Source organism: Pseudomonas sp. BN606 (genome assembly GCF_029873115.1).
In the GTDB taxonomy this organism is placed as follows: Bacteria; Pseudomonadota; Gammaproteobacteria; order Pseudomonadales; family Pseudomonadaceae; genus Metapseudomonas.
In genome coordinates this window covers 1-21,768 of sequence record NZ_SSOF01000038.1, presented here as the reverse complement: position 1 = coordinate 21,768, position 21,768 = coordinate 1, and the positions used below count along the sequence as shown (strand labels likewise).

At 63.3% G+C, this 21,768-nt stretch carries 17 protein-coding genes and 1 pseudogene; 15 read left to right on the top strand and 3 right to left on the bottom strand.

Going from position 1 to position 21,768, the window contains the following annotated elements; all coding sequences use genetic code 11:
- Positions 1-3 precede the first annotated feature (3 nt).
- From E8E75_RS03135 to hemN, 8 genes are all read left to right on the top strand, one after another.
- Positions 4-192, top strand: coding sequence for a cbb3-type cytochrome c oxidase subunit 3 (locus tag E8E75_RS03135; protein WP_120650079.1), 189 nt, complete (start codon positions 4-6; stop codon positions 190-192).
- On the top strand, positions 189-1,163 hold the full coding sequence (ccoP, locus tag E8E75_RS03130) for a cytochrome-c oxidase, cbb3-type subunit III (RefSeq protein WP_153922551.1): 975 nt from the start codon (positions 189-191) through the stop codon (positions 1,161-1,163). Before E8E75_RS03135 ends, ccoP begins: the two co-directional genes overlap by 4 nt.
- Before the next feature lie 135 nt (positions 1,164-1,298).
- On the top strand, positions 1,299-2,714 hold the full coding sequence (gene ccoG / locus E8E75_RS03125; RefSeq protein ID WP_120650077.1) for a cytochrome c oxidase accessory protein CcoG: 1,416 nt from the start codon (positions 1,299-1,301) through the stop codon (positions 2,712-2,714).
- Between the two features lie 14 nt (positions 2,715-2,728).
- Positions 2,729-3,226, top strand: coding sequence for a FixH family protein (locus E8E75_RS03120; protein WP_120650076.1), 498 nt, complete (start codon positions 2,729-2,731; stop codon positions 3,224-3,226).
- A gap of 4 nt (positions 3,227-3,230) precedes the next feature.
- Positions 3,231-5,630 (top strand): heavy metal translocating P-type ATPase, encoded by a 2,400-nt coding sequence (locus E8E75_RS03115; RefSeq protein ID WP_153922552.1) that lies wholly within the window; start codon positions 3,231-3,233, stop codon positions 5,628-5,630.
- A gap of 27 nt (positions 5,631-5,657) precedes the next feature.
- Entirely contained in the window at positions 5,658-5,879 is a 222-nt protein-coding gene (gene ccoS / locus E8E75_RS03110; RefSeq protein WP_153922554.1) for a cbb3-type cytochrome oxidase assembly protein CcoS, read from the top strand.
- The gene (locus tag E8E75_RS03105; RefSeq protein ID WP_120650073.1) at positions 5,872-6,612 is read left to right on the top strand and encodes a sulfite exporter TauE/SafE family protein; all 741 of its coding nucleotides are present in this window, start codon (positions 5,872-5,874) and stop codon (positions 6,610-6,612) included. The genes ccoS and E8E75_RS03105 overlap by 8 nt, the downstream gene beginning before the upstream one ends.
- Positions 6,613-6,693: 81 nt before the next feature.
- Entirely contained in the window at positions 6,694-8,076 is a 1,383-nt protein-coding gene (hemN, locus tag E8E75_RS03100) for an oxygen-independent coproporphyrinogen III oxidase (protein WP_153922558.1), read from the top strand.
- 6 nt (positions 8,077-8,082) lie between these two features.
- On the opposite strand, the gene E8E75_RS03095 is transcribed toward hemN, so the two are convergent.
- Positions 8,083-8,532, bottom strand: coding sequence for a hypothetical protein (locus tag E8E75_RS03095; protein WP_256673364.1), 450 nt, complete (start codon positions 8,530-8,532; stop codon positions 8,083-8,085).
- A 148-nt stretch (positions 8,533-8,680) separates the two neighbouring features.
- Here E8E75_RS03095 and fnr point away from each other — a divergent pair, with 148 nt between their 5' ends.
- The 3 genes from fnr (at position 8,681) to E8E75_RS03080 (ending at position 11,111) form a co-directional block, all read left to right on the top strand.
- Positions 8,681-9,415 (top strand): fumarate/nitrate reduction transcriptional regulator Fnr, encoded by a 735-nt coding sequence (fnr, locus tag E8E75_RS03090; protein WP_120650071.1) that lies wholly within the window; start codon positions 8,681-8,683, stop codon positions 9,413-9,415.
- A 66-nt stretch (positions 9,416-9,481) separates the two neighbouring features.
- On the top strand, positions 9,482-10,030 hold the full coding sequence (locus tag E8E75_RS03085) for an adenine phosphoribosyltransferase (protein WP_120650070.1): 549 nt from the start codon (positions 9,482-9,484) through the stop codon (positions 10,028-10,030).
- A gap of 244 nt (positions 10,031-10,274) precedes the next feature.
- Positions 10,275-11,111: a metal-dependent hydrolase gene (locus tag E8E75_RS03080; RefSeq protein WP_120650069.1), complete on the top strand. Its 837-nt coding sequence runs from the start codon at positions 10,275-10,277 to the stop codon at positions 11,109-11,111.
- 130 nt (positions 11,112-11,241) lie between these two features.
- On the opposite strand, the gene E8E75_RS03075 is transcribed toward E8E75_RS03080, so the two are convergent.
- Positions 11,242-11,943: a hypothetical protein gene (locus tag E8E75_RS03075; RefSeq protein WP_120650068.1), complete on the bottom strand. Its 702-nt coding sequence runs from the start codon at positions 11,941-11,943 to the stop codon at positions 11,242-11,244.
- A 167-nt stretch (positions 11,944-12,110) separates the two neighbouring features.
- Between E8E75_RS03075 and E8E75_RS03070 the strand changes: the two genes are divergently transcribed.
- From E8E75_RS03070 to E8E75_RS03055, 4 genes are read left to right on the top strand one after another with little or no spacing between them, the layout of a single operon-like run.
- Positions 12,111-13,385 carry an ATP-binding protein gene (locus tag E8E75_RS03070; protein WP_120650067.1) on the top strand — a complete coding sequence of 425 codons (1,275 nt, stop codon included), beginning with the start codon at positions 12,111-12,113 and terminating at the stop codon, positions 13,383-13,385.
- Positions 13,382-14,728, top strand: a complete 1,347-nt coding sequence (locus E8E75_RS03065) for an HD domain-containing phosphohydrolase (protein WP_120650066.1) — start codon at positions 13,382-13,384, stop codon at positions 14,726-14,728. Before E8E75_RS03070 ends, E8E75_RS03065 begins: the two co-directional genes overlap by 4 nt.
- Positions 14,725-15,261: a response regulator gene (locus E8E75_RS03060; protein ID WP_120650065.1), complete on the top strand. Its 537-nt coding sequence runs from the start codon at positions 14,725-14,727 to the stop codon at positions 15,259-15,261. The genes E8E75_RS03065 and E8E75_RS03060 overlap by 4 nt, the downstream gene beginning before the upstream one ends.
- Before the next feature lie 46 nt (positions 15,262-15,307).
- Positions 15,308-21,016 (top strand): EAL domain-containing protein, encoded by a 5,709-nt coding sequence (locus E8E75_RS03055; protein ID WP_153922560.1) that lies wholly within the window; start codon positions 15,308-15,310, stop codon positions 21,014-21,016.
- Positions 21,017-21,451: 435 nt separating this feature from the next.
- Here the strand turns inward: E8E75_RS03055 and E8E75_RS03050 are convergent.
- Positions 21,452-21,768: pseudogene (locus E8E75_RS03050) on the bottom strand (sel1 repeat family protein); the annotation flags it as partial.

Below are 21,768 nucleotides of genomic sequence, written 5' to 3'. Positions count from 1 at the left end.
AAGATGGATATCGGGACTCTCCGCGGCATAGGTACCTTCGTTGTCTTCGTCGCCTTCATCGGCGTCGTGCTCTGGGCCTACAGCAGCAAGCGCAAAAGCAGCTTCGACGAAGCTGCCAACCTGCCCTTCGCGGATGAGCCGCCCAAATCCTCCGAGCGCGACGAGCAAGATTCTAGGAGTAACAAAGAATGACTTCGTTCTGGAGTTGGTATGTAACCCTGCTCACCAGCGCCACGCTGGTAGCGCTGACCTGGCTGATCTTCGCCACCCGTCGTGGCCAGCGCCAGGAAAGCACCGAAGAAACCGTCGGCCATGCTTTCGACGGCATCGAGGAATATGACAACCCGCTGCCCAAGTGGTGGTTCATGCTGTTCGTCGGCACCCTGATCTTCGCCGTCGGCTACCTGGTCATGTACCCGGGCATGGGCAACTGGAAAGGCATCTTCCCCGGTTACAACGAAGTAACCGACGGCAAGCCTTTCGCCAACGGCCAGACCGGCTGGACTGGCGTTCACCAGTGGGAAAAGGAGATGGACAAGGCCGATAAGGAATACGGTCCGATCTTCGCCAAGTACGCTGCCATGCCGATCGAGGAAGTGGCCCAGGACCCGAAAGCCCTGAAAATGGGCGGCCGCATGTTCGCGTCCTACTGCTCCGTGTGCCATGGCTCCGACGCCAAGGGCGCCTACGGTTTCCCGAACCTCACCGACCAAGACTGGCGCTGGGGTGGCGAAGCCGCCACCATCAAGACCACCATCATGGGTGGCCGCCACGGCGTGATGCCGGCCTGGGGTGAAGTCGTCGGCGACCAGGGCGTACGCGACGTTGCTGCCTTCCTGCGCGTGACCCTGCACGGTCGCGATCTGCCGAAGGACGTGAAGGCTGATCCGGAAGCCGGTAAAGCCATCTACGCTGCCAACTGTGTGGCCTGCCACGGTCCGGAAGGCAAAGGCACCCCGGCGATGGGCGCTCCGAACCTGACCCACCCGGGCGCCTTCATCTACGGCAGCAGCTACGCCCAGCTGCAACAGACCATCCGCTATGGTCGCCAAGGCACCATGCCGGCCCAGGAGCAAATCCTCGGTAACGACAAGGTGCACCTGCTGGCTGCCTACGTGTACAGCCTGTCGCAGAAACCTGCTGCAGAAGCTGAAACCAAGTAATACCCTCGCCTGCCATGCGCGACGCACTGTCGCACATGGCAGGCCGCTATCAGGCGTACCATATATAGCGGGCAGAAAGACTCCGACCGGCCATGTACTGGTCAGGGCGCCGACAACCGCCGTGGTATGAGAACGATGAGCGAACAGATTCCCGTCAAGAACGTCACCCCTCCCCCGGCCAAGGGCGGTGAAACCACCGACCTGTACGCCAGCCGCGAAAAGATCTACACCCGAGCCTTCACTGGCCTGTTCCGCAACCTTCGGATGACCGGCGGAGCCTTCCTCTTCCTGCTCTACTTCGGTACCGTCTGGCTCAGCTGGAACGACCGCCAGGCTGTCTGGTGGAACCTGCCCGAGCGCAAGTTCTACATCTTCGGCGCCACTTTCTGGCCACAGGACTTCGTCCTTCTCTCCTGGCTGTTGATCATCTGTGCCTTCGGCCTGTTCTTCATTACCGTCTTCGCTGGACGCGTCTGGTGCGGCTACACCTGCCCCCAGAGTGTCTGGACGTGGATCTTCATGTGGTGCGAGAAAGTCACCGAGGGTGACCGTAACCAGCGCATGAGGCTCGACAAGGCCTCCATGAGCGGCCAGAAGCTTCTGCGCAAGTCAGCCAAGCACGGCCTCTGGTTGCTGATCGGCTTCGCCACCGGCTTGACCTTCGTCGGCTACTTCACCCCCATCCGCGACCTGGTTATCGACTTCTTCACCGGCTCTGCCAGCGGCTGGGCCTACTTCTGGATCGCGTTCTTCACCTTCGCCACCTACGGCAACGCTGGCTGGCTGCGCGAACAGGTGTGCATCTACATGTGCCCCTACGCACGCTTCCAGAGCGTGATGTTCGACAAGGACACCCTGATCGTTTCCTACGATCCGCGCCGTGGCGAGTCTCGTGGCCCACGCAAGAAGGGCCTCGACTACAAGGCCCAGGGCCTGGGTGACTGCATCGACTGCACCATGTGCGTTCAGGTCTGCCCCACTGGTATCGACATCCGTGATGGACTGCAGATCGAGTGCATCGGCTGTGCCGCCTGCATCGACGCCTGTGACAGCATCATGGAAAAGATGAACTACCCGAAAGGGCTGATCAGCTACACGACTGAGCACAACCTGAATGGCCAGAAAACCCATCTGATGCGCCCACGTCTGATCGGTTACGCTATCGCCCTCGTTGCCATGATCGGCCTTTTTGCCTACGCCGTAGCCATCCGCTCCCTGGTTGAACTGGACGTAATCAAGGACCGCGTGTTGTTCCGCGAGAACGAGCAGGGGCGCATCGAGAACGTCTACACCCTGAAGATCATGAACAAGGCACAGGTCGATCAGACCTTCGTCATTGATGCCGAAGGCCTCGATGGACTGGTTTACGAAGGCAAGCGCGAAGTCCGCGCCGACGCCGGCGAAGTGCTCTCGGTACCGGTGGAACTGTCCATCGAGCCCGACCAGCTGCCGTCCAGCACCAACAAGATCCTCTTCCGCGTCCACAGCGCGGATGACCCCAGTATCAAGACCGACGCAGACAGCCGCTTCATCGGCCCAAGCGTCCGCTAGCAAACGGAAGACCCATGCAGTCCGACACTCCCAGCCCCTGGTACAAACAGCCTTGGCCGTGGTTCATCCTCGCCATCCTCGGCACATCGGTGGTCCTAGGCACCACCATGCTGGTGATTGCCACACGTAACCCGCCGAGCCTGGTCGCTGACAACTATTACGAAGTCGGCAAGGGTATCAACACCTCGCTGGAGCGTGAGAACCTGGCCACGCAGCTTGGCATGCAAGCCAGCCTGAAAATCGACGAAGGCAGCGGCGAAGTCGCACTGCAACTCGTGGGCGAAAGCCGTCCGCAACAACTGGTACTGAGCCTGCTCTCCCCTACCCAGCCGGAGAAAGATCGCCGCGTCGTGCTACAGCCCCAGGCCGACGGCCAATACCGCGGCCATCTTCAGGATCCGGTCAACGGCCGTCGCTTCGTCGAACTGATCGGCCAGGAGCAGGGCCAGGACTGGCGTCTGTTCGAGGAAGAAACCCTCGACAAGGGCAGCGTTATCCGCCTCGGCGAATAAGCGCATGAGCGCACCGCTTCCCTGCTACCACTGTGGTTTGCCGGTTCCGGCCGGCAGCCGTTTCGAGGCCCGCGTGCTGGGAGAGACGCGGGCCATGTGTTGCCCGGGATGCCAGGCGGTGGCCGAAGCCATCGTCGCCAGCGGCCTGGAGAACTACTACCGCCACCGCAGCGAAACTGCCCCCAATCCCGACGCCCTGCCCCGCGAGCTACCTGACGAGCTGGCCCTCTACGACCGTGCCGAAGTGCAACAGCCCTTCGTGCAGCACCAGGGCGAACTGAGCGAGACCTGCCTGCTGATCGAAGGTATCAGTTGCGCCGCCTGTGGCTGGTTGATCGAAAAACACCTGAAGGCTCTACCGGGCGTTGCCGAGGCCAACCTCAACCTGTCCAACCATCGCCTGCAAGTGCGTTGGTCCGACAGCCAACTGCCACTGAGCCAGTTGCTGAAAGAGCTGCGCAAGATCGGTTACGCCGGTCACCCCTACAAGGCCGACGAAGCCGCCGTACACCTCGCCAGCGAGAACCGGCGCGCCATGCGCCAGCTCGGTGTCGCCGGCCTGCTCTGGATGCAGGTGATGATGGCCGCTATGGCGACCTGGCCGGAATTCAATATCGACCTCTCACCCGAGCTGGATACCATCCTGCGCTGGGTCAGCCTGTTCCTGACCACGCCAATCGTCTTCTATTGCTGCGGCCAGTTCTTCCGCGGAGCCCTGCGGGATCTGCGCACTCGCCACCTGACCATGGACGTTTCCGTCTCACTGGCCATCGGCGGTGCCTACGTTGCGGGCATCTGGTCCACGGTGACCGGCATCGGAGAGTTGTACTTCGATGCCGTGGGAATGTTCGCCCTGTTCCTGCTGGCAGGCCGCTACCTGGAGCGCCGCGCTCGGGAGCGCACCGCTGCGGCCACCGCGCAACTGGTCAACCTGTTGCCAGCCTCCTGCCTGCGTCTGGACGAGACAGGACATAGCGAGCGCATCCTGCTCAGCGAACTGAAGACCGGTGATCGCGTGCTGGTCCCCCCGGGCGCCCTGCTGCCAGCCGATGGCCAGATCCTGTCCGGTCAGTCGAGCGTCGACGAGTCCCTGCTAACTGGTGAATACCTGCCCCATCCACGCGGCGAAGGCGATGCGGTAACCGCCGGCACCCTGAACGTCGAAGGTCCGCTCACCATCGAAGTCCAAGCGCTGGGCGACGATACCCGTCTCTCAGCCATAGTCCGTCTGCTGGAACGCGCCCAGGCGGACAAGCCGCGCCTGGCCGAAGTAGCCGACAAGGTTGCCCAGTGGTTCCTGCTGATCGTGCTCGCAGCTGCCGCTATTGTCGGTATCGTCTGGTGGGAGATCGATCCGGATCGCGCCTTCTGGGTTGTGCTTTCCCTGCTGGTAGCCACCTGCCCCTGCGCCTTGGCCCTGGCCACCCCGACCGCTCTGACTACCGCGACAGGCAGCCTGCACAAGCTCGGCCTGCTTCTGACCCGTGGCCACGTGCTGGAGGGGCTGAACCAGATCGACACGGTGATATTCGACAAGACCGGCACCCTGACCGAAGGCCGCCTGACCCTGAGCGCCATCCACCCTCTGGGAGACCTGGATCGCGATGCCTGCCTGAGTCTGGCCGCGGCCCTCGAGAACCGTTCAGAACACCCCATTGCCCGTGCTTTCGGCCGTGCTCCGCAAGCAGCCGCTCAAGTAGAAAGCGTGCCCGGCCGCGGGCTGGAAGGTCGTGTCGGCGATAGACAACTGCGCATCGGTCAGCCCGGTTTCGTCGCTGAGCTCAGCCGCACGGCGGCACCCGACATTCCCGGCAACCAGGGGCAGTGGCTATTGCTGGGTGATGAACAGGGGCCGCTGGCCTGGTTCGTCCTTGACGATCGTCTGCGGGAAGACGCCCCTGCCCTGCTGGATGCCTGCCGCGAACGTGGCTGGAAACTCCTGCTGCTGTCCGGCGACAGTTCACCCATGGTGCACGGCATCGCTCGCCAGCTGGGCATCGAAGATGCCCGTGGCGGCCTGACTCCGGATGCCAAGCTTGAAGTGCTGCGCCAACTCCATGAACACGGCCACAAGGTGCTGATGCTGGGTGACGGAGTCAACGACGTACCGGTCCTGGCTGGAGCGGATATCAGCGTCGCCATGGGCAGCGCTACCGACCTGGCCAAGACCAGCGCGGATGCCGTGCTGCTTTCCAACCGACTAGACAGTCTTGTCCAGGCGTTCACCCTGGCTCGGCGGACACGCCGCATCATCATCGAAAACCTGGCCTGGGCGACCTTGTACAATGGTCTGGTGCTGCCCTTCGCCGCCCTCGGCTGGATCACCCCTCTCTGGGCTGCCTTCGGCATGTCGGTCAGCTCGCTGCTGGTGGTGGTCAACGCCCTGCGCCTGGCCCGCACCTGACCCACGAATCTTCAATCGGAGCCCCTGATGCCAGCGCTTTACATACTGATCCCGGTCGCCATCGGCCTGGTCGGTTTCGCCATCTGGCTGTTCTTCTGGGCCGTGGACAGTGGCCAGTACGACGACCTCGACGGCCCGGCCCACAGCATCCTCTTCGATGACGAGGACCCCAAGCACAAGGCCGGCGTTGCCGAAGCCGAGGGCAGCGAGAAAGACAAAGAGGACGAGCAGGACGATCCCCGTGGCTGAACTCGCTCCCCTGCTGCTTTCCGCGCTCATACTCGGTCTGCTCGGCGGCGGCCATTGCCTCGGCATGTGCGGCGGCCTGATGGGCGCGCTGACACTGGCCATTCCTCCTGAACAGCGCGCCCGCCGACTGCGCCTGCTGCTGGCCTACAACCTTGGGCGCATCCTCAGCTACGCCTTTGCCGGTTTGCTCATCGGCTTGGCCGGCTGGGCCGTCGCCAGCAGTCCGGCAGCCATGGCCCTGCGAGTCGTGGCCGCGCTGCTGCTGATCTGCATGGGGCTCTACCTGGCCGGTTGGTGGAGCGGCCTGACCCGCATCGAGGCCTTGGGGCAAGGGCTCTGGCGCCATATCCAGCCTGTGGCGCGCAAGCTGCTGCCGGTGTCCAGCCTGCCTCGCGCCCTGCTGCTGGGCGGACTCTGGGGCTGGCTGCCGTGCGGCCTTGTCTACAGCACCCTGCTCTGGTCCGCCAGCCAGGGGTCTGCTGTGGACAGCACCTTGCTGATGCTCGCTTTCGGGGTCGGTACCCTTCCGGTGCTGATCGCCACCGGTCTTGCCGCCGAACGCGTGACGACCCTGCTGCGCAAGCGTGGGGTTCGCGTCGCCGGCGGCGTGCTGGTGATCCTCTTCGGCCTCTGGACCCTTCCCGGCCCGCACCAGGCCTGGCTGATGGGACACGGAGCCCATGACAGCAGCGCCGGCAGCAACGAGCACCAGCACGGCACCCACAGCCCTTAGACGGCTTGATGCAAATCAAGGTCGCCCTGATGGCGGCCCCATAGACTCCCTGGCACAGACAGCCGAACCGGGGATTCCCGTATGCTCGACAATATTCGCTGGGACGCGGACCTGATCCGCCGCTACGACACTCCAGGCCCCCGCTACACCTCCTACCCCACCGCCGTTCAGTTCAACCACAAGGTGGGGTCATTCGACCTGCTCCACGCCCTGCGCGATAGCCGCAAAGCCCGCCGTCCGCTATCGCTGTACGTACACGTGCCGTTCTGCGCGAACATCTGCTACTACTGCGCCTGCAACAAGGTCATCACCAAGGACCGCGGCCGCGCCCTGCCCTACCTGGAGCACCTGGAGCGGGAAATCGAACTCATCGCCTGCCACCTCGATCCGCAACAGAAAGTCGAGCAGCTGCACTTTGGTGGCGGCACCCCCACCTTCCTGAGTCATGATGAACTGCGACGGCTCATGGGCCATCTACACAAGCACTTCAATCTGCTGGACGACGACTCCGGCGACTACGGCATCGAGATCGACCCTCGCGAGGCCGACTGGTCCACCATGGGCCTTCTCCGCGACTTGGGGTTCAACCGCGTCAGCCTCGGCGTACAGGACCTCGAGCCAGCAGTGCAACGCGCTGTCAACCGCCTGCAAAGCCTCGATGAGACCCGTGCCATAGTCGAAGCCGCGCGCACCTTGCAGTACCGTTCGCTGAATCTGGACCTGATCTATGGCCTACCCAAGCAGACCCCGGAGAGCTTTGCCCGCACCGTGAACGAAGTGATCGCCCTGCAACCGGACCGGCTCTCGGTGTTCAATTACGCCCACTTGCCAGATCGCTTCATGCCGCAGCGGCGGATTCGCGGTGAAGACCTTCCCAGCCCCGGACAGAAGCTGGAAATGCTCCAGCGTAGCGTCGAGCAACTGAGCGCCGCCGGGTATCGTTACATCGGCATGGACCACTTCGCCCTGCCTGACGATGAACTGGCCATCGCCCAGGAAGACGGCCGCCTGCAGCGAAATTTCCAAGGCTATACCACCCACGGTCATTGCGACCTGATTGGTCTCGGCGTTTCCGCCATCAGCCAGATTGGCGACCTCTACTGCCAGAACGCGGTGCAACTCAACGAGTACCAGGGCGAACTGGAGCGGAATCTGCTCGCAACCAATCGCGGTTTGCTGTGCGACGAGGATGACCGCATCCGACGGGCGGTGATTCAACAACTGATCTGTGAATTCGAACTGGATTTCGCCAGCATCGAAACCCGTTTCAATATTGAGTTCCGCGGCTATTTCGCCAATATCTGGCCGCAACTTCAGCAAATGCACCAGGATCGTCTGATCGACCTCACTGACAGCCAAATCGACGTACTGCCTGCCGGTCGTCTCCTGGTACGTTCCCTGTGCATGCTCTTCGACCACTACCTGGCCGACCACAACCAGCAGCGTTTCTCACGGGTGATCTGAGCCGACTCATGCGCTCAGCAGCTTGCCGACTTCGAGCGATTGCTCATCGCTGAGCCCGGCTTCGCGAATCGCTTTGGCGAGATTGAGGTTGGCACTGCTGAGCGCGCCTTGCAGTGAAGCCAGTTCGCCGCGCAACGCTTCCAGGCGCTGCAAACGGGCTTCCTCGTCCAGGCTCTGGTCGGCTGCTATTGCCTCCAGTTCAGCCTGCCGCTCGGCAATCTGCGCCTTTAGCGCGCGGATCAACTTCAACAGCTCCATGATGCCATCGGGCAGGCTGCTCTGATCGATGTCGTCGTTTTTCTGTGCCGCACGCGTCTTGCCCAGATCGGAAAGACTGACGCGGATCCCCTGGCGCACGGCATTCTGGTCAACGGGGGCGTCGTCCTCACGTGCGACCTGTCGCCGCACTGCGTCAGCTACCCGATACACCGGGCCATTGGTATCAAAGCGCAACATAAGGCCGCTCCTTGCCTGAAACTCAGCCCAGATATCGGCCGTTATCGATCAATCTTGAACTGAGAGTCAGGCAGGCTTTTTCTGGCCGTTGCCAGGACCCTGCGTTAACCTTACGCGCTATGTGTGTTTGCTCTGCAAGGAATAGCTCATGTCCGAGATCATCAAGGTGCGCAACCTCCCCCAGGCCCATTGCAAGGATTGCAGCTTGGCCGCACTCTGCCTGCCGCTGTCGCTCAACATGGAGGACATGGATTCGCTGGACGAAATCGTCAAGCGCGGCCGTCCCCTGAAGAAAGGTGAGCTCCTTTTCCGCCAAGGCGATGCCTTCGGTTCAGTCTTCGCCGTGCGCTCCGGTGCGCTCAAGACCTTCACCGTGACCGACACCGGCGAAGAACAGATCACCGGTTTCCACCTGCCCAGCGAACTGGTTGGCCTCTCTGGCATGGATACCGAGCTTTACCCGGTTTCCGCCCAGGCACTGGAAACCACCTCCGTGTGCGAAATTCCCTTCGAGCGCCTCGATGAGCTCTCGGTCCAGTTGCCGCAGTTGCGCCGCCAATTGATGCGTGTGATGAGCCGTGAAATCCGCGACGACCAACAGATGATGCTGCTGCTTTCCAAGAAGACAGCCGATGAGCGCATCGCCACCTTCCTGGTCAACCTTTCGGCCCGCTTCCGCGCCCGTGGTTTCTCCGCCAATCAGTTCCGCCTGGCCATGTCGCGCAACGAAATCGGCAACTACCTGGGGCTGGCGGTCGAAACCGTTTCCCGGGTCTTCACCCGATTCCAGCAGGCCAACCTGATCGCTGCCGAGGGCAAGGAAGTGCATATCCTCGACCCAATCGAACTCTGCGCCATGGCTGGCGGGACCATCGAAAGCTGATTGTTGCGGGCCCGCCAATCTGACGGCCCCGCCTGTTCCACCCGCCCTTCCCATCAGGCATCCACGATGATCTTCGACGACTTCTCCATCAAGACACTGATCCGCCCTGTTGCGGACTTCCCCAAGCCCGGCGTCGTGTTCCGCGACATCACACCGCTGTTCCAGTCCCCCCGCGCCCTGCGCCTGGTGGCCGACAGCTTCATCCAGCGCTACGTCGAAGCCGACTTCAGCCACATCGGTGCGATGGACGCTCGTGGTTTCCTGATCGGCTCGATCATCGCCTACGAACTCAATAAGCCCCTGGTGCTCTTCCGCAAGCAAGGCAAACTTCCGGCCGACGTGCTTTCCGAGCCCTACCAGACCGAATACGGCGAAGCCTTCCTCGAAGTGCATAGCGACAGCCTGTGCGACGGCGACAGGGTACTGATTTTCGATGACCTGATCGCCACCGGCGGTACCCTGCTGGCCGCCACCCGCCTGGTACGGCGCATGGGCGCCAGCGTGTTCGAGGCCGCTGCCATCATCGACCTGCCCGAGCTGGGAGGCTCCGAACGCCTCGCCGACGCCGGCATCCCCACCTTCGCCCTAACCGCCTTCGCCCTCGACGAACGCTGATCGGACTTGCGGGCCTGCGCCAGCGGGCCCCAACCGAAGCACAGCCAGCCGCTGCGGGTTACATCGCTTCCGGCTGGCGTTACTCCTCACCCCACGCCACGCCGCAATCACCCGCCGAAAGTTGGCGCCCAGCCCCTCGCGCCTCCTCGCTCGATCCTCAATAGTTACATCGACTGATGGCACGGTTGACGTGCCCGCCGATAACAACGAATGGACGGCTCGCCGAGCCCGAGAGGATTCCCGCATGACAGCCAGCGCCAGCGCCCCCCTGCCCAAGGCCAACTTTCCTGTCCGCCGCATGGACTTCAGCTTTGCGTCGACCCAGAAGTACTGGTGGAGTGGCGATCCCTTCATGACGCACTTCATGAACAACCTCTCCTCGCTCTTCCCGTACGGCGAAAAATTCTTCGTCGACAGCGTCCGCGCCGTGCGCGACCAGGTCAGTGACCCCCAGCTGCAGAAGGACATCAGCGCCTTCATCGGCCAGGAAGCCATGCACTCCAAGGAGCACGCGACCTACAACGACTACGCCGCCGAGCACGGCATCGATCTGGAGCGCCTGGAACTTCGCATCAAGGTACTGCTGGAGTGGGTCACTCGCATCACCACCAGGAAGCAGCGCCTGGCCGCCACATGCGCGCTGGAACACTTCACCGCCACCATGGCCGAGCAACTGCTGCGCCGGGAAGACATCAACACCCAGATGGACGACCCGAAGATGTACAAGCTGTGGATGTGGCACGCGATCGAGGAAAACGAACACAAGGCGGTCTGCTACGACGCCTACAACGCAATTGGCGGCGGCTACCTGATCCGCACCGGCACAATGGTGCTGACCACGCTTCTGTTCTTCGGCGTGATCATGACCTTCCAGGTCCACCTGATGCGCAAGGATGGCCAGCTGTTCAACTGGCGCAGCTGGGCCCGTGGCCTGAAGACGCTTCTCGGCCCGCGCAACGGTTACTTCCCGAAGATGATCAAGCCCTATCTGGATTACTACCGCCCCGGATTCCACCCGCTCGACCACGAAACCAAGGCGCTGGAAAAGCGCTGGAAGGAACGCCTGGGTTTCAACGGCTGACCGCTCGGCTGGAGTGCTTCTGTAGGGGCGATTTCAATCGCCAAGCGGGCCACAGGTCCGCCCTGATGCGTTCGAGGGGGCAACGTCGCTGCCCTTGGCGAACAAATTCGCCCCCACAACAGAGCTCGCTTCAACTGTCCTCGAAAAACTCCGCGAAGAACCCATCCAGCTCCCCTTCGTAGCTGTCCAGCGAATACAGGGTGTCGGCCGCCAGCAGGTCCAGCAGGATCAGTCCGTTGAGGCTGGAATCCTCCTCCGCGGCAGCGCGCAGGCGTCCGGCCATCCCCAGATTGACCAGCCGCAGGTTACGGTACTGCTCGCGCAAGCCATCCATGTCCCAGTCCGGTTCCAGCCCGCGCTGCCTGCGCAGGTGCTGCCCAAGCAGGTAGGTGCCCAGGGCACGATAAAGCGTTTCCGCCGAGCTGCTGAATGGCCAATGGAACCAGGCCATCGCCCTTAACATCCGGGTATGCGGGCAACCGCTGGTCGCCCCGAGCAGTCCCAGCAGCGAGCCGAGCGCACGTTGCAAGGTGGTCTGCTGGCGAATTTCCCGGCCCCGCCAGAACACGGCCACCCGTACTTCCTCGTAAGACGGTGAACGCGCCAGCACCGCCACCGGCCGCGCCAGCACCCGCGCGAAGGGGCAATCGCGCACCTCCGTCGCCTTCAGCGGGCAATGGGTGCACTGCCCGAAGCCCAGCCGGGCCCATTCAGGCGCGTTATCCGAGCTTTCGCTCTGCCCCGCCAGGTCCACCTCATGCACCCATAGGCGGCCGTCGGGAAACCCGAATTCGTAGCGAACCTGTGCCTCAGCCCTTGGCTCCAGCCCCATGGTCTAACCTTGCATTCCAGTTGAAGGGATTCCCAGGCGCCATCAGGCGCAATCTTCGACAGGATTCAGACGCCTGAAATCTGTCATACACTTCGTACAACAAAGTCGGACAAGCGCCAGAATTCAACCCTGCCAACCGTTCCACAGCGAAAAAAGCGGGCGACATCATGGAAAGCAGCCCTTTGGACCTTGCCGGAGCCCTGGTAGAACAGATCGAGGTGGGCGTCATCATCCTCGACCAGGAGCTGCGCATCCTTCACTGGAACGAATTCGTCAGCCAGCGCAGCGGAAAAGTCCTGGGCCCGGCCCTGCGACAACCCCTGACCGCTGTCTTCCCGGAAACGGACACGCCACGCCTCGGCAAGATGGTGGCCAGGGCTCGCGACCAGGGTCTGCACGCCTACACCCACTGGCGGGAAGATCCCTACCTGATCCAGCTCCCCTACAGCCCCGAAGGTCAGGTGACCCCCCTGCGCCTGCAGAGCACCCTGCTGTTTCCCTTCGATTGCGGCGGTGAACGCTGCCTGGGGCTATTGCTCTACGACACCACCGAATTCGCCCGTTCCAACGAGCAATTGGCCGCCGCTCTCAACGCCCTGGGCAGCAAGCAGCTGGAACAGGAACAACTGGTACACAAGCTGGAGAAAGCCAACGCCCAGCTGCTGCAGTCGGAAAAGCTCGCAGCAATCGGCCAGTTGGCCGCCGGCGTGGCCCATGAGATCAACAACCCCATCGGCTACGTGTTCTCCAACCTCAAGACCCTCACCGGCTACGTCAACGACCTGCTGCGCATCGTCGACGCGGTAGACGGCGTCGGGAGCCTGGAAGAACTCCAGCAGCTCAAGCGCAGCCTGGAGTACGACTACATCCGCAACGACGTCGAGGCCCTGATCCACGAGTCCGAGGATGGCATCGAACGGGTCAAGAAAATCATTACCGCCCTCAAGGACTTCTCCCACATCGAAGAAGAGGAGTTCCGCGCCGCCGACCTGCACAAGGGTTTCGACAGTACCCTCAATCTGGTCAACAACGAACTCAAGTACAAGGCCGAAGTGGTGCGCGATTACGGCGAGCTGCCGCTGGTGGAGTGCATCCCATCGCAGATCAACCAGGTGGTGATGAACCTGCTGATCAATGCTGCCCATGCCATCGAGAGTTTCGGCCGCATCTGCCTGCGCAGCGGCCAACAAGGCGATTGGGTCTGGTTGGAGGTAGAAGACAACGGCAAGGGCATCGACCCGGCCATTCTCAATCGTATCTACGAGCCCTTCTTCACCACCAAACCGGTGGGTAAAGGTACGGGGCTGGGTCTCGCGCTCTCCTACAACATCGTGCAGAAACACAACGGCCGCATCGAAGTGGTGAGCCAGCCCGGCCATGGCACGCGCTTCCGCGTCTGGTTGCCCCGCAAGCAACCCCTGCCCGGCGGGACGCAGGCATGAGTGAAGCCCAGTACCGCCCCACCCTGCTGCTGGTGGATGACGAGGAACACATCCTGAGCGCCCTTCGACGTGTCCTGCGAGGCGAACCCTACGAACTGCTCACCGCCAACGGAGGCACTGAGGCACTCGGTCTGCTGGCCGCGAACGAGGTCGACCTGGTGGTTTCCGACGCCCGCATGCCCGGGCTCGATGGCCCCGCCCTGCTTGCCGAAGTACAACAGCGCTGGCCCGGCACACTGCGGCTGATGCTCACCGGCGCCACCGATCTGGACACCAGCATCCGCGCCATCAACCAGGGACAGATCTACCGCTATCTGGGCAAACCCTGGAATGACGACGAGCTGCGTTTCACCCTGCGCCAGGCCCTCGCCCATCAGCATGCCGAGCGCGAGCACCAGCGGCTCGAGCGCCTCACCCTGGAACAGAACCAGCGCCTGCAGGAGCTCAACGCCAGCCTGGAGCAGCGGGTCCGCGACCGTACCGCCGAGCTGCAGCAGACCGCCGACATGCTCGACCTGGCTTACGACGAACTGCGGCACAGCTACGTGACCGCCACAGAAGTGTTCTCCTCCCTACTCTCCCAGCGCCTTCCAGGCGACAAGCAGGGTAATGCCCAGGTCATCGCCCTGGTGCGGGCCTTTGCCAACGAACATCAGTTGCCGGAGGCGGATACCCGCGACCTGGCCATGGCAGCAGCCCTCTACAACCTCGGCAAGCTGACCTGGGACGACCACCTGCTCAACCGGCCCAGCGACCTGCTGCACCGCGAGGAGCGGGAGCGCTACTGCCGCTATCCGCAGCTGGGCGAAAGTCTGCTCATGGCACTGGAGCCGCTCCACGACGCTGGGCGGCTTATCCGCCACCACCAGGAACGCTGGAACGGCACCGGCTTCCCGGATCAACTGCACGGCGAAGTCATTCCCTACGGCGCACGCCTGCTCAAACTGGCAGTGGACTTCGTCGAGCTGCAGTGCGGGCTGGTACTGCAGCGTCCGGTGCCCCGACCGGAAGCCCTGCAACTTCTCGCCCGTTACGCAGGACGCCTCTACGATCCGGCGCTCTGCCGGCAATTCATCGATCTATGCACCCGCCATGCGCCGGACCTGCTTGAGGCTGATCCCGGCATCCTCGCCGTCGACACCCGTCGCCTGGAACCGGGCATGGTCCTGACCCGAAATCTCCGGGCCGACAGCGGCATGCTCCTGCTCAACGCAGGCAAACAGCTCAGCCGCACCCTGATCGACAAGCTCATTGCCTTCGAGGCCAGCGAAGGCGCGCGCTATACCCTTCACGTCCGCCTGCCGGAGGCAGCCGGGAGCACGGCAAAGGAGCAGCCACGATGATCAAGATCCAGCTGGTGGACGACGAACCCCATATCCTCAGCGCCCTGCAACGCCTGTTGCGACCGCAGGGCTGGGTCCTGCACCCCTTCGACAACCCCGAAACGGCATTGGCTGCGCTGGCCGAACACCAGTACGCCGCCATCATCTGCGACCTCAACATGCCGCAACTGGACGGCCTGACCTATCTGCAGTTCGCTCGTCAGCGACAGCCCGATGCCCTGCGCATGCTGCTCAGCGCCCATGGCGACCGCGCCACGCTGATGCAGGCGATCAACCGTGCCGAGGTCTATCGCTTCCTCTCCAAACCCTGGGAGAACTACGACATCGAAAGCGCCCTGCAGGCCGCCGTCGACCTCTTCCTGCTGCGCGACGAAAACCGTCGCCTACTGGAACAGGTTCGTGGCCAGCAGGACACCCTGGAGCGCCAGCACCGTGAACTGCTGCGCCTGGAAAGCGAGCACCCGGGGCTGACTCGTGTGCGCCGCGACGCCGATGGCGCCGTGCTGCTCGAGGACTGCGACCTGGATGACTGAGTCCGGTCAGCCAGTACCACCCCCGCCACCGGAACGGCACGCCCCCATGGCCAAGCACAACCGCAACCTCGGCTACCAGGCTTACCTGCACTGCCTGGCTTTTGCCCTGATCGCGCTGGGCGTCACCAGCATGGTCGCCTTCGCGGTCATGACCAATCCGGCGCGCTACGAACTGGTACTGCTGCCCGACAGCGCGATGATCACCATCTTCGCCGGCAGCGCCCTGCTGAGCGCTACCCGCGCCTGGCGCCGCGCCTCGTGGCTGGCGGGACTGGCCCTGGTCGCCCTGGCCGCTTACAGCCTCGGACACAACGTGCTGTCCGGCGGCAGTGACCATGGCCGCTCGCTAATCAGTGGGTACTGGCGCATTCGCAGTGAACTGGCGATCGTCGCCTGCCTCTTCGGCCTGGCAATGCTCCTGGCCGTCACCCGCCAGGGTGGCCGCTGGCTCAGCCAGCTCTGTGGTATCACACTGATCGGTCTGGCACTGCTTTCGGAACTGTCGCTGCTGGGCGCCGGCCACGGCTTGCCTCGCTTCGCCTTCCGGCCGGAATCCGGGCACGTCACCCACCTTTTCATCGCCCTGCTCGGCACCGCCGTGCTGATTCTCTGTGCGCTGCCGCAGGACCAGCGCAGCCTGCTGAACCGGCGTGCCATGGCCACCGGCATTCTGGGCACGCTGACCACCTGCATCGGCTGGTTCCTCCTCAGCCTGAATGAGATTTCCACCCTCAATGCCCACAGCCACCAGCTTCTGCTGCGCGCCCAATCCACCATCGAAAATACCGTTACCGTGCGCCGGCAGCTCGTCCAGCGCATGGCCGAGCGCTGGCAGACCCTGGAAGGAATGCCGCCGGAGCGACTCTGGCAACAGGAAGCGGACAGCTACCTGCGGGACTTCCCCAACCTCAACCTGATCGCCGTACTCGACGCCGATCTCAAGCCACTCCTGCAGCAAGGACGCAACCGCGTGGCAGACGACTGGCTGGCGCGCTTCCTCGCCCAGTCCGAGCTGCGCGACTGGCTTCAACAGGTGCGTCAGGGTACTGCTGCACAGATGAGCCCGGCGCAGAGCTTCAGCGCCACCGACAACAGCACGCTGGTCGCTACACCTCTGCACATCGACGGCCAACCCAAGGCGCTGCTGGTGGCCAGCCTGGACATCAGCGCCACCCTGGATCGCCAACTGGGAAGGAACCTGGATGGATTCGTACTGGAGGTCTTCGAAGGCCAGCGGCGCATCTATGAGTCCGGCACGGGCAGAGATGGCCGCAGCCTGTTCCCGGTGGGCGTGCAGTTCACCGACCTGGGCCCGGAGGGCCGCTGGCGTATGCGCACCTACCAGGCCCTGCCGCGCAGCGATTACGCCTCGGTCTATCTACCACCGCTGTTCATGCTGTTCGGCCTGGGTTTCACCTTCCTCCTGATGGTCAGCCAGAGCTTCTCCCGGCTCGCCCTCGAACGCAGCCAGCGCCTTCGCGAAAGCAACCGCGAACTGGAACTGAGCCTGCAGCACCAGGCTCGCCTGCAGGCGCAGAACCAGCGGATCATGGACCACTCCATGGATGTGCTCTGCTCCATCGACGCTTCCGAGCGCTTCACCCAGGTCAGCCCCTCCAGCCACAGCGTGCTCGGTTATCGGCCGGAGGAGATGATCGGCCGCCCCTACACCGACTTCGTCCTCAACGAGGACCGCGAGCGCACACGCGGCGATATCGAAGCCATCATCCAGGGAGAGTCATGGGATGCCGTGCGCAACCGCTGCCAGCGCAAGGATGGCAGCGTCGTCCACCTCCTCTGGTCCGCCGGCTGGTCGGAGAGCGAGCGCACCCTGTTCGCCGTCGCCCACGACATCACCAGCCTGGTGCGTCATGAAGCCTATGCCGAGGACCAGCGCGACATCCTCAGCATGATCTCCACCGACCAGCCGCTGGCGGAGATCCTCAAGGCCATCTGCCTGATGAGCGAAACCCTCGACCCCTCAGCCCTGTGCTCGGTCCTCCTGGTTAGCGGCGATCACAAGCACCTGCGCCTGGGCGCCGCGCCAAGTCTGCCGGACGCCTTCAACCAGGCGCTGGACGGCCAGTCCATCGGCCCCCTGGCCGGCGCCTGCGGAACCGCGGTATTCCGCAGGCAGATGGTGGTCAGCGAAGACATCAGCGAAGACCCCCTCTGGCACGAACACCGTGACCAGGCCATGCGCCACGGCCTGCGCGCCTGCTGGGCGATCCCGCTGATCTCCCACCACGGCGACGTACTCGGCACATTCGCCGTCTACCTGCACCAGCCCTGCTCCCCGGACGACGAGTCCCTGCAATTGATCGGCACCGCCGGCCAGCTCGCGGCCATCGCCATCGAACGCCAGAACGATCGCCTGCGGCTCCTGGAAAGCGAGCAGCGCTACCGCTCCCTGTTCATCTTCAACCCTGACCCGGTGTTCTCCCTGGACCGCAATGGTCGCTTCCTCAGTCTCAATCAGGCCGGCTGCGAGCTGATCGGCTTCAACGCCGAAGACCTGCTCGGCGAATCGTTTTCCCGGCTGGTGCTCGACGCCGAAATCGAACACGTCCGCGAGCATTTCCGCAGCGCCCTCAAGGGCAAGGCGCAGCGCTTCGAAGTGCGCTGCCACGACCGGGCTGGCGGCTCGCTGGAGCTGGACATCACCCACCTGCCCATCGTCGTCGAAGGGCAGATAGTCGGGGTTTTCGGCATCGCCAAGAACATCGGCGAACGCAACCGCATGACCCGCGCCCTGCAGGACACGCTCGTCCAGTCGGAGCGCAAGGCGTTGCTCCTGCACGGTCTCAGCGACACTGCACTGCGTATTGGCGGCATTCTCGACACCCGCACCCTGCTGGACTTCATGTGCGAGCAACTGCGCCTGCTGGTGGGCTCCCATCAGTCATTGATCGACCTCGGCGATGGCCAGGGTCCGGGCGCCTTCTCGCTATCACCCAAGTACCAGGACTGGCAGACACCGCAGTTGCCTGCTGAAGGTGTCGCGCTCTATGCCCGAACCTGCGTCGGCAACCAGCCGGTGCTGCTGACTCGTGCCGAACTGGATGCGGCAGGCGACGCGGGCAGCGGCCAGCTACCGCTGCAGGGCTGGCTGGCGGTGCCGCTGATCGACCACGGCGGGCGCCATCTAGGCCTGATCCAGCTCTCCGACAAGTACGACGGCGACTTCAACCAGGACGACCTGGCGATTGCCCAGCAGTTCGCGCAGATGGCCGTGGCGGCGCTGGAAAACATCCGTCTGGTGCAACAGGTGCTTTCCGGCGAACAGCGCCTGCAGGAGCAACTGGACTTCACCTCGGCCATCACCAACAGCGTCGGCGAGGGACTGCTCGCGGTGGATCGCCAGGGACGGCTGAACTTCGTCAACCCGGCTGCCGCCGAACTGCTCGGCCAGAGCCCCGAGGCCCTGCTTGGCCAGGCCCTGATCGATCACCTGCCACTGGACCTCTACAGCACTCCCGCCACCACGGGTCGCCATGGTGAAGTCAGCCTGGACGGCGAGCGCCATATAGCCTACGACTGCGCGCCGCTCCTGCACGCGCAGACCCTCGGCGGCTGGGTCATTGCGTTCCGCGACATCAGCCGCGCCAAGGAGTCGGAGAAACAGCTGCGCATCCTCCAGCGCAGCATCGAGGCCAGCTACAACGGCGCGATGATCTGCGATGCCACCGCCAGCGACCTGCCGGTGGTCTACGTCAACCCGGCCTTCGAGCGCATCACCGGCTACACCGCAGCCGAGGCCATGGGGCGAAACTGCCGCTTCCTCCAGGGCGCGGACCACGAGCAGGCCGGCATAGCCGAGATCCGCCATGCGCTGGCGGAGAAGCGTGAGGTCCACGTCGTGCTGCGTAACTTCCGCAAGGACGGCACGCCATTCTGGAACGACCTCTACATCGCCCCGGTCCCCAACGAGCATGGCGAGATCACGCACTTCATCGGTGTACAGAACGACATTTCCGAGCAGAAGCGAGTGGAGTCCGAGCTGGCCTACAACGCCAGCCACGACGTACTCACCGGCTTGCCCAACCGCTCGCTGCTGGAAGACCGCCTGCGCCAGGGCTGCCAGATCAGCCAGCGCTACCAGCGCAAGCTGGCGGTCATGTTCATCGACCTGGACGGTTTCAAGCCGATCAACGACTCCATGGGCCATGGCATCGGCGACCAGATACTGGTGGAAGTGGCGCGGCGGCTGACCCAGCAGGTTCGCCCCGGCGATACCGTGGCGCGCCTGGGGGGCGACGAGTTCATCCTGATCCTGCCGGACCTGGCCCGTGAGGAAGACGTGCTGCAGGTGGCCGAGCGGGTCATCGACTGCATCGCCCGCCCCTATCCCATAGCCGGCAGCGAAATACACATCACCGCCAGTCTGGGCATCGCCGTGAGCGAGAAAGGCATGCAGCAGCCCATGCAGCTGATCCAGCAGGCTGACCTGGCGATGTACAAGGCCAAGCAACAGGGACGCAACTGCTACCAGTGGTACACCACCGACCTGGAACAGAAAGTCAGCGAACGGGTGACCCTGCGCAATGAGCTGCAGAAGGCCCTGGAAGCCAACGCCTTCATGCTCTACTACCAGCCGCAGATCGACGGCCGCAACGGTCGCGTCACCGGCTTCGAAGCCCTGCTGCGCTGGCAGCACCCGCTGCTTGGCTTCATTTCGCCGGCGCAGTTCGTACCGGTAGCCGAAGACACCGGGCAGATCATCCCCCTGAGCGAATGGGTTCTCGCCACCGCCTGTCGCGACTGCCGTGAACTGCTGGATCGGGGCATGACCGGCACGGTGGTGGCGGTGAACATCTCGGCAGTGCACTTCCAGCGCAACATCTTCGTCGACAGCGTGCGGCGCGTCCTCGAAGAAACGCGATTGCCGGCCGAGTTGCTGGAACTGGAGATCACCGAAACCGTGCTGCTGGACAACGCCGAGCGCGCCATCGCCACCTTGCAGGCACTCAAGACCCTGGGCGTGCGTCTGTCGATCGACGACTTCGGCACCGGTTTCTCCAGCCTCAACTATCTAAAGCGGCTGCCCATCGACAAGGTGAAGATCGACCGTGCCTTCGTCCAGGAGATCATTAGCGACCGGCACGATGCGGCGATTACCCAGGGCATCATCTCCATGGCCCACCACCTGCGACTGCGCGTGATCGCCGAAGGGGTGGAAAGCGAATCCCAGTTCGCCTTCCTGAAGAAGAGCCATTGTGACGAGTTCCAGGGGTACTACTTCGCCCGCCCCATGCCCTTCGAGCAGCTCGACCAGTTCCTCCACGAACATCACAAGAGCCCGGCGTCCTACCTGGACACGCGCTCCGGCACCAGCAACACCCAGACCCTGCTGCTGCTGGACGATGAGGAAAACATCCTCCGCGCGCTGACCCGCGTACTGCGCCGCGACGGCTACCAGATTCTCACCGCTACCCGCGCCCAGGACGCTTTCGCGCAACTGGCCAAGCACGACATCCAGGTCATCCTTTCCGACCAGCGCATGCCGGAAATGAACGGCACCGAGTTCCTCAGCCGGGTCAAGGACCTCTATCCCGACACCATTCGCATCGTGCTGTCCGGCTACACCGACCTGAAGTCCGTTACCGACGCCATCAACCAGGGGGCCATCTACAAGTTCCTCACCAAACCCTGGGACGACGACCAGCTCCGCGCAGTGATCGCCCAGGCCTTCCTCCACCACAGCATGGCCAAGGCCAAGGAAGAGAACGCGACGGTTGGAGAAGACGGGGAATGACTGTGATAACCCATCTCTTGGGCGAATGAATTCGCTATATCTGCGTTAGCGGATGCGAGAAATTTACCAGCAGGCCAAGAGCCTTGTAGGAGCTGGCTTGCCAGCGAAACGGGCCATTCGCTGGCAAGCCAGCTCCTACGGGCAATGCAGTTGCTTGATTCGCCTACCGATGGCCAACCGATACCTGCAATGTTCTTGTACACATGGGTGGAGGGAGTAACTGCCGGCCAGAAAGTCGCGCCTCCCGGACGCTCTGGTTGGACTTCACCGCTACGCCAACCTGGTCAAGATGTTAGTCAACTCGGCCTGGCGATCAACGAAGACTGGCTGATGGAAATGCTCGGTTCCGGGTCCAGGGCGGAATCCTTTTTCAGTTTGAGTCCATGGCCGCCGCAGGCGGCCAGGAGCAAAAACAAAACAGCCAGCACCCAAGCCCTAGGCTTCACCGAGCATTCTCCACTCAACCAGTTCCTCGCCCACTGTGACCCTGTCGGGCAGCGGCCAGAGGCGGCGATGGCTCTGCCGCACCAGCAGCGTGGGCAGGATTTCGCCCTGTTCGAAGCGGCGAATGGCGCCGTCGTGGAGATGGGCCAGACGATTCTGGGTCAGCGCCACGGCTTGCCAGTAGCCGGCGTGGAGGCAGGGTTGGCCGCTGTCGCAGACCGGCGCGGGTGCATCGACCGTGATGAAGTGGGGTGACCCCGGCAGCGGCCGACCGGTGGCGGGGTCGAGTTGCCGGGCCTTGGCCAGTT